Genomic DNA, 15,873 nt, shown 5'->3' on the forward strand with positions numbered 1-15,873 from the left:
TCGGGAATAGTACATTTCTTACTAGGTGTGAATAAATATAAGAATGAAAATGAATCATTATTTATAAACAGATAGTCCGGATGTTCATGAAATAAATGGTGATTATTTGAAAGGCGGTTCATAAATGTCTAAAGTGTCGATTGTTGTTCCATTTTATAATTGTCCATATATCGATAAAGCTTTGGAGAGTTTGGTCAATCAAACCTACAAAAATATTGAAATTATCGTAGTCAATGACGGCTCTACATTATATTCAGAAAAAATCGATCCGTTTCTAGATAAAATCATTTACATTAAAAAGGAAAATGGCGGGACGGCCAGTGCCTTGAATACCGGCATCGAAAAAGCAACAGGTGATTATTTATGCTGGCTTAGTTCTGATGACATCTTTTACCCAGAAAAAACGGAAGTCCAGTTGGATCTAATGAAAAGGAAGAATGCCTATTTTAGTTATACCAGTTATTACTGCATGGATGATGATGGAGAGATCATTTCTCCCATAATAGGGATATACCCGTCTAATCAACTTGAACTTTTTAAAGCAATGATCAGAGGAAACATTATTAACGGCTGCTCGGTCATGATTCACAGGAAGGTTTTCGAGCTCATCGGAGTTTTTGATGAAACGCTTCAATACACACATGATTATGATTTATGGTTGCGTATCTTGCAAAACTTCAAATTTCACTTTGTGCCTCAACCCCTATTACTTTATAGGATTCATACAGAAATGGGCTCTAAAAAACATGAAGGTAGCATCAAATTGGAAAATAGGCTTGTGGTTAATCGACATCATGCCAAAATGAAGCAATTATTGGTAAATGAACTTAGGAAACAATAGATGAACATGATGGATAGTGAAGGTCCTTGTTTATAAAACAGGGGCTTCTTAAGCTTGGATATCATCACCAGACCTCGAGAGTGCCCAAATTAATTTTCCAACTTCCTCTTAAGTCAATTAACATACATAAAGCTCTTTGCATATCTTATAGAAATCATTCATTTTTCCTTAATAATAGGGGATTGTCGCCATTTGGAAAAAGCTTTTGTTAGCAAGACTTAATACTGATAATCGACATTGGACGAGCGTAATTCATTGGTAAGTTACAGAAACTTGGCAACATGTAGGTTATAAAAATAAGGGAATGCTCATGTAGGAGGAGAAAATGAGAAAGCTCATTATATTCGCGTTTATCGGATTTCTGGCTCAGCTGATCGATGGGTCATTAGGTATGGCATATGGGGTTACATCCACATCATTGTTGCTGACATTCGGAATCGCACCGGCAGTGGCCTCGGCATCCGTTCATTTGGCAGAAGTCGTGACAACTGCGGCATCAGGCATTTCTCATTTGAAATTCGGAAATGTGGACCGTCAAGCCCTTTTCAAATTAATCATCCCAGGATCTGTTGGGGCATTTGCAGGAGCGTGTTTTTTAAGTAATTTACCAGGAGATGTGATAAAACCATACATTTCAATATTTTTGCTGTTTCTTGGCGTGTATGTACTTTTTCGCTTTTTAAAAACGTCTCAGAAAATAAATGAAAAGAAATCAATTAATCTATCCAGAAAAAAATCGATAGCATTAGGATTGATAGCCGGTTTCGCAGATGCAACCGGTGGGGGAGGTTGGGGTCCCATCACAACTCCTGTCCTATTATCCCAAGAAGGTGTTCCTGCCAGAAAAGTTGTTGGTACCGTTGACACAAGCGAGTTTGCTATTGCTGTTTCCGCAACCTTAGGGTTCCTCATTGCATTAGGTTGGCAGGAAGTCAACTGGTTTTGGGTAATCTCCCTGATGGTAGGCGGGATTATTGCTGCCCCGATTGCTGCATGGATCGTTACGAAATTGCCATCTTATTTATTGGGCGTCCTTGTTGGGGGTTTTATCATCTTGACGAATGCCCGGACGTTGATTGCCACTTGGACCAACCATGATCATTGGACACCCTATATATATATGATTATTTTAATTGCGTGGGCAGGTTCTTTAGTCTTTGTCATCAGGAACAACAAAAAGGGGTCCCATAAAGAATAAAGGGGAGATAGTGTGAGTCAACAAGAGAATATCCATCAACATCCTTTTTCCATTACGAAAGAGCTAAGGCAAACTCTGCACGGACATAAAAGCTATATTCTTTGGTTTACAGGGTTATCAGGGTCGGGTAAGTCTACCATCGCAAATATGGTTGAAGGAAGACTGTATGCGATGGGAATTTCGACATATATTTTAGATGGAGATAATCTACGCAATGGATTGAATGAAGACCTTGGTTTCAGCTCGGATGACCGTAAAGAGAATATAAGGAGAATCGGTGAAGTCTCCAAAATTTTTGTGGATAGCGGAATCGTTGTGTTGGCCACTTTCATTTCGCCTTATGCCAGTGACAGGGAGAAAGTAAGAAAAAAGGTACAACAAGATGAGTTTATTGAAATTTATGTAAAGTGTCCCATCGAAGCCTGCGAAAAACGGGATCCAAAAGGATTGTACAAAAAAGCTAGAAATGGGGAAATCACTCACTTCACAGGCGTTTCGGATCCTTATGAAGAACCTGGAAATCCAGATATTCTTATAGAAACCAATCATTACACCATTGAAGAATGCGTGCAGCAGGTCATGAAATATTTAAAGGATAATGGTCTTTAACATGTACATGTCCGAATTTGAAAAAGGAGAATATGAAACAAACCAAATCTAATGATTGAGGGGTTATAAATGCAGGCACAAAGGAACATTATCGATCCACATGGCGGGATATTGATTCAACGTGAATTATCAGGAACTGACCGTCAAGAGTACTTGGAAAAGTGTAAATCCTTATCGTCCCTGAGCATCTCGAAATGGAATGTTTCCGATCTGGAAATGATTTCAAACGGCGGATTCAGCCCGCTTGTGGGATTCATGGGAAAAGAGGATTACCGGAGCGTCATCAAAGATATGCATCTGGCAAATGGTTTACCATGGACGATACCGATCACTCTTCCTGTCACGAAGGAGGAGGCAAGTCGGCTGAACATTGGGGATGAAGTTGCTTTATACAGTGATGAAGGGGAACTTATTGGTATCATTCAGGTGGAAGAGAAGTTTGAATACGATAAACGGGAGGAAGCCGAACTCGTATATAAAACAGCAGATCCCAACCATCCTGGGGTTAAAAAGCTGTTTGGACAAGGGGATATATATGTCGCAGGACCTATTTATTTAATAAATGGGGCATCACATGAGCCATTCGAAAAATTTCATTTGAACCCTTCCGAAACGAGAAAGATATTCAAGGATTTAGGTTGGAATACTGTGGTTGGGTTTCAAACGAGGAACCCTGTACACCGGGCCCATGAATACCTGCAAAAAACAGCTTTGGAAACTGTTGATGGACTATTATTGCATCCTCTTGTCGGTGAAACGAAAAAAGATGATATACCTGCCGATGTTCGAATGGAAAGTTATCAAGCTTTACTAAAAGGATACTACCCATTGGATAGGGTCTTGCTTGCCATATACCCAGCGGCAATGCGCTATGCAGGGCCAAGGGAAGCAGTATTTCATGCAATTGCTCGTAAGAATTATGGGTGCACACATTTTATTGTCGGCCGAGATCATGCAGGTGTAGGCGACTATTACGGCACATATGATGCCCAAGAAATCTTTAACCAGTTTGACCCTCTGAAAATAGGGATAAAACCCCTGTTCTTTGAACATAGCTTTTTCTGCAAAAAATGCTTGAACATGGCTTCCATGAAAACCTGTCCCCATAAAGATGAAGACAGGTTTATATTAAGTGGGACCAAAGTCAGGGAAATGCTTCGGAAGGGACTTATCCCGCCACTTGAATTTACGCGTCCTGAGGTGGCTGAGGTACTTATTAGAGGCATGAAGAGAAATGAAGGTGAGTAAGCTATTGTAAACGCCTTTAGAGATTATTCAACAGTTACTCGCTTCTTGGATAGGATCCGGAATAAGGCAATGAAAGTGCAAAGCATAACATTCAAGAATCCTGTTAACATCATTCCTATAAAAATGGCTCTCACTTTAGTTTGGATTGCCAAAATTTAGGGTTTGGGTTATTCTTTATTAAAATAACGGAGCAGGATGGTTTAAGAACAGTTTTTGACGATTCGTAGATATTAAGTGAATATATCGAATTGGAGGAGGGTAAATGAAAGCAATTGTATACACAAAGTACGGTCCCCCCCACGTTCTTCAACTAAAAGAGGTAGAAAAACCTACTCCTAAAGATAATGAAATACTGGTAAAAGTAAAAGCGACAACGGTAACAATGGGGGATATTCGGTCACGTAGCTTTAAAGTTCCTCTCTCTGTTTGGCTGCCTGCTCGGGTCATAATTGGTTTAAGACGTCCAAAAAAATCCATATTAGGCTTGGAGTTATCTGGGGAAGTTGAGTCAGTAGGTAAGGATGTCAAGCTGTTTAAAGCAGGTGACCATGTATTTGCAGCTTCCCAAGTGGGTTTTGGTGCTTATGCCGAGTATAAGTGTCTGCCTGAAGACGGATCAGTAGCCATTAAGCCCAATAATTTATCATTTGAGGAATCCGCAGCCATTCCAATAGGGGCACGTACAGCATTGTTTTATCTTAGAAAAGCTAACATAGAGAGTGGTCAAAAGGTTCTTGTTTATGGTGCTTCAGGAAGTGTCGGAAGTTATGCAGTTCAGATTGCCAAGTATCTCGGAGCAAGAGTTACAGGGGTTTGCAGTACCACAAATTTAGAATTGGTAAAATCTCTGGGAGCCGATAAAGTAATCGACTACACTAAAGAAGATTTATCCAGAATGGATGAGACCTATGATGTTATATTTGAAGCGGTAGATAAGAGTTCGTTTTCAGCTTGTATGAAATTGCTGAAAAAGGACGGAACTTATCTAAATGTCACTGTACCGTTACCAGGTGTTCGAATGCTATGGACTAAATTGACAAGCGGCAAGAAGCTAATATTGAGTCGGAATTCACCTGAAACCCCCGAAGCTCTAAACTTACTTAAAGAACTTGTTGAAGCGGGGAAGTTAAAAGTGGTCATTGACAGATATTATGCGTTTGAAGAGATAGTTGAAGCCCATAGATATGTCGAGAAAGGACACAAGAAGGGAAATGTCGTAATAACTGTGGAACATAACAGCAAATCCTAATTAGGGCAGAGGATATTCAATTAATGTATTCATTGAATGTCTATATATCATGTAATCTGTTTATGGATTGGGAAACTATGATATCAAGCCCTTATAAAGCTAAAGTTTGCGTTCTTTTTATAGGGTTAGCCGGATTTTTATACTGGTTGACCTTTTTTTGAATGGAAGTCTGATATATCAGTAGCTAGGGTAGTACGTGCGGGTGTTGCGCTACAAATTTATGGAGGCCTAAAGGTAGTTGATCAAAATTAATGGGACATAAAAAAATGGGGATGCACAAAAATTCATGCATATCTAAGTAGGGCAATGCGAAGGGACGTGTATCGAAAGTAATTTCAAGGGCCTGGGGCGGTTATTTATATAAATGTTCATAAACAAATAAAGATGGTTTTTCTCAAGGATTTATCCAAGTTTAAACTAATTTGAATGGCTAAGAGGAATCTAGTTTTAAGGAGTGGAGAAATGTTTCCTATATTAAGAACTGAACGGTTGGTCTTGAGAGAATTGGTCGAAGGTGATGCATGGGATATATTAAAATGTTTTTCCAATCCAGATGTATTACGGTATTATGGTCAAACTCCATTAACAAATACAGATCAGGTGAAGCAAATTATTAGGAATTTTTCAAAGAATTTCGATGAAAAACGTGGGATTAAATGGGGAATTGAATTGAAAGGGAAGGATGGCATCATTGGAACAATTGGATTTCAAGAGTGGTCTCATGAACATAAGAGAGCAGAACTGAGCTATGCACTTTTCCCAAGTGATTGGGGTAACGGTTATGCAACAGAAGCTGCCAGTGAGGTGATTTCTTATGGTTTTAAAGAGATTGACCTAACGCGTATTGGAGCAATTGTTTTTATTGAAAATAAAGCATCCAATAAGTTGTTGACAAATTTAGGTTTCAAAAAAGAAGGGATATTGAGAAATTATATGTACCAAAATGATGTTTCATTTGATACTAATCTATACTCTTTAATAACAGTAAAACCTTAATGAAATAACAAATTCCTATTTAAACTAAAGTTTCTCTTGTATACAGCTATTGTGAAACAGAGAAAATCCTTCATTCCGGATTATATTCCAACGGATATGAATGAAGCTCTAATTAATGAGGCTGAAATAATATTAAAGATTGATTATTATCTGTAGATGGAGGATGGTTTGGCAGGTACCATAGTGAAATACCTTAAAGTACCAGCATTTAAGAAGCTAAGACACTACAATTCATGTTTTAATAGAAATAGTAGTAGTATCTTAGCATCTCTTATTTTTTTCGATGATCCACTATAGTATTAGTGTATAAAGATATGGAATCAGGTAATGCTGTTGCGCTAGGCAGATATACCTTTATTTTTCCTTTGAAGAATCCAAATTTCCATTGCCCCGGAGCCAAGCAATACACCTGAAACAATGAAGATCAGACCAATGAAATGTGCAGGCACAATGGCTTCATTAAGAAAAAATGCTGCCCCTAACAGAGAGAATAAGGTGTTTAAGTTAAGAAATATGGATGATTCGGCTGCGCCTACCTGACCAATTGCATAATTATAGCTCATGTGTCCAAGGGCAGTGGCCAAAATAGCTGAGAAAAAGAACGCTCCCCAGGTGGAAGGCGGTGCAGTTGCCAGGGAAGATAAGCCATCAGGTTCCTTCCATAAGCTAATGGCAAATAGAATGAAAGACCCGATCAGCATCATGTAGCCGGTTAATAATCGTGGGTCCATTGTTTTTGAGGCTTTATTTATGAGTATGAAACTTAACGCCTGTGAAAGAATGGATAGCAAAATATCCACATCCCCCAGATTAATAGCATGAATTCCTCCACTTCCTGCCATGACGGTAAAACTCACACCTAGCGCACCGCAAATAAAGCCAAGAAGCCTGATTAAAGTGGGCTTTTTTCGAAAGAATATCATAGTCAAGATGACAGTCAAAATAGGTCCCATGCCCAAAATCAGCCCAGCATTCGACGCGGAAGTTTTCGTTAATCCCTCAGCTAAAAAATAATGATGAAAAACGACACTCAAAAGTGCTCCACCAAAAACGTAAAAAAGTTCACTTTTTTTAGGAAGACGTATTAGTCCAAGAATGATAAGGATAAGAATTACTACAAGGGAAGCTGTAAAAATTCTCAAAGAAGTTATTGTTATTGGCTGTGTATTCGCAACTAAAATTTTAATAACTGAAACGTTTAATCCCCATGTGATCATAATTCCGGAAAGTAAGATGTAAATTTTCACATAGCTCATTCAAAACAACCTTTCAAACTTATTTAACAATACATTATACAACTTTCTCCAAATTAATAGCAAAGAGTAAAATTTGAAATAAAAGTCCTAAGATGAAAAATCAGAAACCGCTAATCAATTTAAAGTCCCTTCCGTTTTCCGTAATATGGTTTTCATCGTTGGTTAGCTTAAAGATGTCTCGGAAAAAGGTGAAATAAAAATAAAATCAAGACAAAGCATATGATGAGGCTAGAAAGATTTATGTACTAGATGTTGCTAATGAGGATAAATCTGTAACATTCAATATCGCTGAAGCTAAGACACAAATACCAAATGGTACTAAGGTTACTAAGGTCTATATTTTATGAGGTATCACTAAGCGGTTCTGTTATGCTATCTAGTGCAGAAGTTGAATTTACAGCAAAGAATAGTGCTTATGTGGATTATGTCATTAGAACCCAAAATAAAGAGTCCGAGGCAATAAGCAAAGAGCGGTACCTAAAATGAAACAGATAAAAGATATTGGATAAATAATAATGTGTACCAGCCACTTCTATAAGCACTAAGGGAGTGGCCTTTTTTAGTTAATTTGTATGCAAGGTTAAATAAACTACCTAAATTTTCCTTTTTATAATGGTAAAAACTCATATCACTTATGATAGTATAGAGGCCAAATCCTTAAAGCAATATTTTTGGACAGAAATTAGAGTTCAGCATGCAAAAACGGTCCAGCAACAATAAAGTCGTTTAGTTTTGAAGTTTCATACTCGCATAATACCGTTATAAATTTAGTTCAAATATAAAATAAGATATTTAATTTCACTCGTCATAAAGTGATAAACCCAATAATAATGATAATAAAGTTGTAAGAATTGGACTGTAAACCCTTGAGGTTACTATGAACAAAATTGTCCTAGGCGAATACTGTGGCAACACAGGCGAAATTGCAGGCCTGACTGTATCAGACGAGGTTTTTCGGGCCAGATTCGATTTTATAAGGTTCAAGAAGTGAAGGGAATTATATAGGTAAAAGCTTTGGTTCGCTATGTGATGGGAGAAATTTTACTTAGACAATTGATAGAGGCCACCTTAAGTAATCAATATCTATGGGGGAAGGATTTGAGCGATATCACGAACCTAGGAAACGAATTATGTCGATATTTGGAAGGGGTGATGGACTGAAATTATAGTTGTTGGGTAGGTAAAGTTGATGAATAACCTTCCAATCTCTTATATTATAGCCCGTCAGCGGTGAATGTTTGCACTTGAAAGATCAGTAAAAGTGAAATGAACATATGTTTTCCAAAATGAATGTGCACTAACATTCCTTATTTTTTACTTTATTTTATTTGTATTTTTGGTATAATTGATTAGTGATAAATTTTATTGGTAGTTTCCTAATGGAAAGATATCAAAAGAATTACATATACTTTATTCCCGTGAAGGGGAGTAGCGTCAGGTATAACCTGAAATAAAGTCGTCATTACGTGGGAATTCCACCGGCTTTATTGGCCTAATTCATTTAGTGCTTAGCGAGACCTTTGCCATTTATGGCAGAGGTCTCTTTATTTTTGTATAAAGGAGGAAAATGTATTGGATTTTTTATCAGGTGAATTTATTTCAGGACTTTTAGCGATCATTATGATAGATTTGGTTCTTGCTGGTGATAATGCGATCCTTATTGGATTGGCTGCAAGAAAGCTTCCAAAAGATCAGCAAAAAAAGGTGATAATATGGGGAGCAGTCGGGGCAATCGTGATAAGGATCATTGCAACGCTGCTGGTTGTCGTAATCTTAAAGGTGCCTGGACTGCATTTAATAGGGGGATTACTTCTGGTATGGATCGCTTATAAGCTCCTTATCGATGAAGAAGAACACGATTTGAAGCCTGCAGACTCCATGTGGGCTGCCATAAAAACCATTATTATTGCAGATGCTTTGATGGGATTGGATAATGTCCTAGCGGTTGCAGGAGCTTCTCATGGTAACTTCACTTTAGTGGTAATCGGTTTACTTGTATCCATTCCAGTAGTGATGTATGGAAGCACTTTGATCTTGAAACTGATTGAACGCTTCCAATTCATCATAATAATTGGTGCGGGAATTCTAGGCTGGACAGCTTCTAAAATGATTGTAGCTGAACCGTTCATGCACGACTACTTTGTAAATCCCTTCATCAAATATGGATTTGAAGCAATTGTCGTGATTGGAATCCTGGTTGCTGGGACTTCAAGACAGCAAAAGATAGAAAAAGAGAAAGCAAACAGCGATAAAATGCAAATTGAACGTAATGGATAATGGGGACCAAGAGACCTTTCGTAAATGAAAGGTCTCATCTTTTTGTCTAAGCCCGAATTGATATAAGTTACCAAAACAAGGAAAGGGTGTACCAAAGTCAGGACTTTGGTACACCCTTTTGCAACTATTTAAGGAAACGATGATATGCTCTTTTGTCTTAATCCATGAAAAGAATATGATTAATCTTAAAAATTCCAGCTGCATTCAGATTACTATATCTATCTGGGTCAATTGATCCCTGTTTTATATAGTGCGTATTTATTAGTTTAAGTTAATCCATACACTTTTAACTTCCGTATAATTATCCAATGCATAACTGCCCATTTCCCGACCGATTCCACTTTGTTTATAACCACCAAATGGAGATGCTGCATCAAAGGCGTTATAGCAGTTTACCCATACTGTACCTGCTTTTAATTCATTAGCCACATAATGGGCTTTTTTTACATCTTGTGTCCATAAACCAGCAGCCAATCCGTATTCAGAGTTATTTGCACGGTTTATCACATCGTCCAAATCGTCAAAAGGCATGGCAGCTACAACAGGACCGAAAATTTCTTCTTTAGCGATTGTCATATCATCTTCAACACCAGCAAATATTGTAGGTGCTACAAAATAACCCTCTCCTTGTCCGTAATTGCCCCCTGTAACCACTTCAGCTCCTTCAGACTTCCCTTTTTCGATATAACTGCCCACTCTTTCCAATTGTTCACTGGATACCAAAGGCCCTATCTGGGTAGATGGATCAAGACCGGCCCCTTGTTTAATATTTTTTGCGTGGGACACTAAGTCAGCTACTACGTTATCATAGGATTTCTTCTGAATATACAGGCGGGAACCGGCACAGCAAACTTGTCCTTGATTAAACATGATGCCCATTAAAGCACCAGGAATGGCTTTACTCATATCTGCATCCGGTAAAATGATATTAGGTGATTTCCCGCCTAATTCCAACGAGATTTTTTTCACGGTACCCGATGCTTGGCGCATGATCATTTTCCCTACTGAGGTTGAACCTGTAAACGCAATTTTATCGACATCAGGATGGTCTACAAGCGGTGACCCTGCTGTCTCACCAAATCCAGGTATCACATTAAGTACGCCAGGAGGAAAACCTGCTTCAAGCGCCAATTGCCCTAAATATAATGCTGAAAGCGGCGTTTGCTCCGCTGGTTTTAAAACGATCGTACATCCGGTTGCAAGGGCTGCACCTAATTTCCATGCGGCCATAAGTAGAGGGAAATTCCAAGGGATGATCTGTCCTACCACTCCAACTGCTTCATGACGGGTATAATTAAAGTAATTCCCTGCAACAGGTATTGTTTGACCTACTATTTTAGTGGTCCATCCAGCGTAATAACGAAAGTGATCGATTGCAAGTGGGACGTCTGCATTTGTGGTTTCGCCAATTGGCTTACCATTATCCAGGGTATCTAATTGTGCTAACGCCTCTTTATGATCCTCCATAAGATCCGCTAATTTATAAATGAGGCGACTGCGTTCTGATGCACTCATTTTTTTCCAAGGACCGTTGTCGAAAGCCTTACGGGCTGATTGGACGGCTTTATCTACATCTTCTGGTCCTGCTTCACTCACAATGGCCAGAACCTTGCCGTTTGAAGGATCGAGGGTCTTAAAGGTTTTTCCTGAAGCAGCTTCCACCAATTCCCCATTAATCAAAAGCTTTTTAGTGCCTTTTAAGAAATCTTGCACTCGCGGATTAAGTTTAATAGTTTGTTCCATGTATAATACCCCTTTTCAAAGTAAAGTTCGATCATGTAAATCTGTTTGGACATGGCGTTCCCTAAGTATAAGGATCAGGCATATGTTTATGTCTTCAATTTATCTTTGGCTATCTGTGGCATGCATGAATTTCTTTAGTCATTGGAATCTAAGGTTCTCGATTTTTTGGAATTCTTTCCCTCCTCATCAAAAAGGAATAAATTTCTCGTCTTGTAATTATGCAAGTCATATGCCAATAACAAAAAAACAATGAAATCAATCGAAGTGGAGCGAAGGAAGGCATATAACTGTTCCAAAATGGAAAAGTTATGTGTTCCATTTTGGAACAAAAAAGTATAATATTTGGTATAACTCAGTTTTCACTTTGGTTAATATCTGAATTTTCTGTTATGATTAAATTATATGGATGAACCTTTAATGCTCTGAAACTGAAGAGAGCTTATAGTGACCTTAATGAAAAATTGAATCAAAATAACCGTTGCCGTTTATTGGATTTTACATATGGGAGGACTTATTCAATGTCTGTTAATATTAACGCAGGTAAAGAAACCATTCCGGCATTTATTCAAGAATCATGGAAGCGGTGCCATTCAAAAGGACTTCAGCCAAGCATGATGGATAAGGAAGATATGCTTGGCGAATTTGAGTTGGCTGAATATCACGATCAATACGCAGAACTCCTGTACCATTCTTCCCCCCTTTTAGAAGAAGTTTATAGTTCGATCAATGGCATGGAGTCGATTTTATTACTTGCTGCTCCTGAAGGATATATCATTGAAACAGTTGGCGATCCAGCTTTCATACGGCATGCAGATAATGTTTCCCTCAGAAAAGGGGCCAATTGGCTAGAGGAATCAAAAGGGACAAATGCAATCGGAACGGCCATAGTAGAGAAAAAACCTGTATTGATTCACGGCAATCAACACTTTCATCAGGATAACCATTTCCTTACTTGTGCCGCTTCCCCCATTTATCACCCTGATGGGCATCTACTAGGTGTTTTGAACTTAAGCAGTCATCAACAGAATTATCATCCTTTTTCCATTAGTTTAGTTCAGAGGGTGGCTGATAGTATCAAACAGGCACTCCAATTGTCCCATACTCAGAAAAGGGAGAAAAACCTTTATTTTATATATGATCAATACCCTGATCCTCTAATTACCATTGATAAAGAGGGCAAAGTTACAAATCTCAATATTGCGGCGTCAAATATTATTGGCACATTGAAAAAACCCATATCGAATATAATATCAGGATTAGACCCACTTGTTTTAGGAAAAAGGATTTCAATAAAAGACCAGGAATTCGCAGTTCAAACCCTTGGTGAAAACATAGAACATCAATCCTCCGTGATCCTACGGTTAAAAAAACAAAAATTAAATGATGGTTTAACTAATCGATATCAATTTACCGATATGATCAGTAATGATCCACAAATGAATCAAACCATATCCATTGCTAAAAGAGCTGCAATGCTTGATATCAGCCTGCTAATTACAGGAGAAAGTGGAACGGGAAAAGAGCTGTTCGCTCAATCCATTCATGGGGTTAGCTTAAGAAGTGATAAACCGTTCATCGCGATCAACTGCAGCGCAATACCCGAAAACTTATTGGAAAGTGAGTTATTCGGGTATGAAAAGGGTGCCTATACTGGCGCAAAAAGCGGCGGACATAAGGGGAAATTCGAAGCTGCTGATGGCGGAACCCTATTTTTGGATGAAATCGGGGACATGCCGCTTTCAGCTCAAGCGACTCTGCTTCGCGTGCTTCAGGAACGATGTGTGACGCGTGTCGGCGGACATGCTTCCATTCCAATCAATGTAAGGATCATCGCCGCCACCAACAAAGACTTACAAAAAGAAATGGAAGCGGGAGAATTCCGTGCCGATCTATTTTTCCGACTGTGTGGATTATCTTTAAAACTTCCAAATTTAAGGAGTCGTAAAGATTTATTACTGTTAGCAGAATATATTTTAGCTGAAATACCTTATAAGAATGAATATACCGAACTAACGGACGATGCTAAATCATTCATTTTGGAATATTCTTGGCCAGGAAATTTCCGCGAATTACAAAACGTGCTCGGGCAGGCAGTATTCCTAGCTGATAATGGCCCGATTACAAGGGGCATGCTTAGGGCACTTTGCCCTGTTTCAACTACACTGGAAGAAAGGGCAGATGCCGATCGGGGACCAAGAAACTTTCAAGAACATGAAACCCAACTTATTAGAAAAGCGTTGGAAAGAACAAATGGAAATATTAGTACCGCCGCAAAACAACTTGACATCGGCCGAAATACACTTTATAGAAAAATGAAAAAATATGGAATCGCCTTTCAAAAGTAAGAGTTTCATAGGATATAAAAAGCGGGAATGAAGCGGTTTCCTTTTATTGCCATTTCTGATCCCCGCCTGATTTGTTGGTTCTTTGTTATCGCAAGCACTACCAAAACAAGCTACATTTCAACCTCAAAAACAATAATTTATGAAGTGCAGAAAATCAAAATCTCATATAGAATGATGTTATTGATATAGTATCTAAAATTCCGCAAGGGGATGTGGTGGTCAAAAGTATGGAATTGTCATTTGAACATATGAAGTATAAAAATGTATTGATTCAATATCTGGAAGAAAATGAATCTTTGTTTTTAAATGAATGGAACAAGACCATTAAAATCGATGAAATAGACCCCTACAAAGAAAGAATTAAAGAAAATGGATATGGCATGTACTCGCTGGTCATCCAAACGTTTAAGGAGGAATTGTTTGAAGATGTGTTGATTAAATTAGCTTACCAGGTTGCGAAAGAACGCCTTGAAGCTAATATCAACATCGGGGATTTTCTTTATAATATTAATTTAGGGCGAAATATCATAATCAGGAATGTTTTTGGTGCCAATATCCCCATTTATTATATGCAGAAATTCATTAATGATATCAATTTGCACTTTGATACGTTCAGTTATCATGCCGTAACGAGATATACGAATCTTACAAATGAAGTGATTGAGGAAAAAAAGTCTTATATCAGTGAAAACCATAAAGATAAATTAGCGGTACTGGGACAGATATCATCAAGCTTTGTACATGAGTTCCGAAACCCGCTTACAGCTATCATGGGGTTCAATAAATTATTGAAGAGGGAGAATCCAGGCTTAAAGTATTTGGATATCATTGATTATGAATTAAATCAGTTGAATTTCAGGATAACCCAATTCCTGCACACCTCTAAATCTGATTTTAATGAGGAACAACGAGAAGAAATTTCCGTGTTAAAGTTAATTGAAGAAATACAAGAACTGACATACGCGAATATTGTGGATGCCAGCGTAAACGTGGAATTAGATATTTATCCAAACTTAGTCATGACAGCGAACAAGGATGGGTTGAAACAAGTGTTCTTGAATCTTTTTATAAATTCCATTGATGCATTAAAGGATAAGGAACACCCTAGAATTTTGAAGATAGACTCTTTAATTGAGGCGAATGAGAAAATAATTCGAATTTCTAATAATGGACCGGCCATTGCCAGTGAATTGATCGAATCAATTTTTGAGCCCTTTGTCACAACAAAAGAGTTAGGAACGGGAATTGGATTATATGTATGTAAAAAGATCATTGAAAGGAATGATGGGTATATGAATTGTGTCTCTAATGAAAATTTAACCACATTCAGCATCCATTTCCCCAATGTTCAGAACTGAATTTATTAGGGGTTAATACATATCATATAGTGACTTTACATACAGCATTATATACATACCGATATTTTCGACGCTTGTACATAGATCTTTGATTAATAGCGGAAGGGCATTCCGGGTTTGCCGGTATATTACATAAAATCATTCTCAGTGAAATAAATCTATTTGGAAGATGCCAAGAAATCATAATTTGGATTTTAGCATCTTTTTTTTATCCCTGTTATTTTTCAGTATATATGTGTGTCGAATTTTAAAAGAAAACAATTAAATTGTCATTTTTTAATTCGATTGTGAATCAAAAAGGGTCAATAATTAATATGTGAATCGAAAATTGAATTTATGATTCAGTATCGAATCGTTTTAAATTTATAAAAGCGTTAAACCCTACTAAAATGACTATCCTTTTTTTGGCATGGATATTGCTTTTATTTATATAAGTATAAAATTTTAGTGAGAAAGGGTGCCTTTATAAAAAAAAGAAGAGATAGGAAGGAATAATAGAGCTGGCTAACTATATTTTTACATAAAAGGACTTCACTCAACAAAAAGCAAAAAGTGCAAAATCACCCAGGAACATTATACTTTCCGTGTATTTCGTTGAGGGGCTGATGGTAGTAAAGAAGGAGTATAAAATATAAAAAGAAAGCGGATACAGTTAATAGAGTATATGCTGTGCAATATACATATATCGATTGTGAATTTGGCCTTATTAAAACTAATGATGAAACGGGATAAGACTGTAACATTTTTTGAATG

General features: G+C 37.7%; 11 protein-coding genes. 9 read left to right on the forward strand and 2 right to left on the reverse strand.

Going from position 1 to position 15,873, the window contains the following annotated elements:
• Nucleotides 1-124 precede the first annotated feature (124 nt).
• The 6 genes from ACFX4L_RS04920 to ACFX4L_RS04945 all read left to right on the forward strand — a co-directional run bounded on the left by ACFX4L_RS04920 (nt 125) and on the right by ACFX4L_RS04945 (nt 6,141).
• Nucleotides 125-841, forward strand: coding sequence for a glycosyltransferase family 2 protein (locus ACFX4L_RS04920; RefSeq protein WP_377382845.1), 717 nt, complete (start codon nt 125-127; stop codon nt 839-841).
• Between the two features lie 325 nt (nt 842-1,166).
• Nucleotides 1,167-2,039 (forward strand): sulfite exporter TauE/SafE family protein, encoded by an 873-nt coding sequence (locus tag ACFX4L_RS04925; RefSeq protein WP_377382844.1) that lies wholly within the window; start codon nt 1,167-1,169, stop codon nt 2,037-2,039.
• A 12-nt stretch (nt 2,040-2,051) separates the two neighbouring features.
• The gene (gene cysC / locus ACFX4L_RS04930; protein ID WP_377382842.1) at nt 2,052-2,648 is read left to right on the forward strand and encodes an adenylyl-sulfate kinase; all 597 of its coding nucleotides are present in this window, start codon (nt 2,052-2,054) and stop codon (nt 2,646-2,648) included.
• A gap of 69 nt (nt 2,649-2,717) precedes the next feature.
• Entirely contained in the window at nt 2,718-3,896 is a 1,179-nt protein-coding gene (sat, locus tag ACFX4L_RS04935) for a sulfate adenylyltransferase (protein ID WP_377382840.1), read from the forward strand.
• 262 nt (nt 3,897-4,158) lie between these two features.
• Complete coding sequence (locus ACFX4L_RS04940) at nt 4,159-5,145, forward strand: NAD(P)-dependent alcohol dehydrogenase (protein ID WP_377382838.1); 987 nt, start codon at nt 4,159-4,161, stop codon at nt 5,143-5,145.
• A gap of 462 nt (nt 5,146-5,607) precedes the next feature.
• Nucleotides 5,608-6,141 carry a GNAT family N-acetyltransferase gene (locus ACFX4L_RS04945; protein WP_377382836.1) on the forward strand — a complete coding sequence of 178 codons (534 nt, stop codon included), beginning with the start codon at nt 5,608-5,610 and terminating at the stop codon, nt 6,139-6,141.
• Nucleotides 6,142-6,479: 338 nt separating this feature from the next.
• Here ACFX4L_RS04945 and ACFX4L_RS04950 read toward each other — a convergent pair whose 3' ends face one another.
• Nucleotides 6,480-7,397, reverse strand: coding sequence for a DMT family transporter (locus ACFX4L_RS04950; RefSeq protein ID WP_377382834.1), 918 nt, complete (start codon nt 7,395-7,397; stop codon nt 6,480-6,482).
• 1,572 nt (nt 7,398-8,969) lie between these two features.
• On the opposite strand from ACFX4L_RS04950, the gene ACFX4L_RS04955 reads away from it, so the two are divergent.
• The gene (locus ACFX4L_RS04955) at nt 8,970-9,674 is read left to right on the forward strand and encodes a TerC family protein (protein ID WP_377382832.1); all 705 of its coding nucleotides are present in this window, start codon (nt 8,970-8,972) and stop codon (nt 9,672-9,674) included.
• 261 nt (nt 9,675-9,935) lie between these two features.
• Here the strand turns inward: ACFX4L_RS04955 and ACFX4L_RS04960 are convergent, their stop codons facing one another.
• Nucleotides 9,936-11,417, reverse strand: coding sequence for an aldehyde dehydrogenase family protein (locus tag ACFX4L_RS04960; RefSeq protein ID WP_377404086.1), 1,482 nt, complete (start codon nt 11,415-11,417; stop codon nt 9,936-9,938).
• Nucleotides 11,418-11,935: 518 nt separating this feature from the next.
• Here ACFX4L_RS04960 and ACFX4L_RS04965 point away from each other — a divergent pair.
• Together ACFX4L_RS04965 and ACFX4L_RS04970 are read left to right on the forward strand one after the other, a co-directional pair.
• Nucleotides 11,936-13,762, forward strand: coding sequence for a sigma-54-dependent Fis family transcriptional regulator (locus ACFX4L_RS04965; protein ID WP_377382829.1), 1,827 nt, complete (start codon nt 11,936-11,938; stop codon nt 13,760-13,762).
• 227 nt (nt 13,763-13,989) lie between these two features.
• Nucleotides 13,990-15,120 carry a histidine kinase N-terminal domain-containing protein gene (locus ACFX4L_RS04970; RefSeq protein WP_377382828.1) on the forward strand — a complete coding sequence of 377 codons (1,131 nt, stop codon included), beginning with the start codon at nt 13,990-13,992 and terminating at the stop codon, nt 15,118-15,120.
• The last annotated feature ends 753 nt before the right edge of the window (nt 15,121-15,873 follow it).

The organism is Peribacillus sp. YIM B13482 (assembly GCF_042787975.1).
GTDB classification, from domain to species: Bacteria; Bacillota; Bacilli; order Bacillales; family DSM-1321; genus Peribacillus; species Peribacillus simplex_A.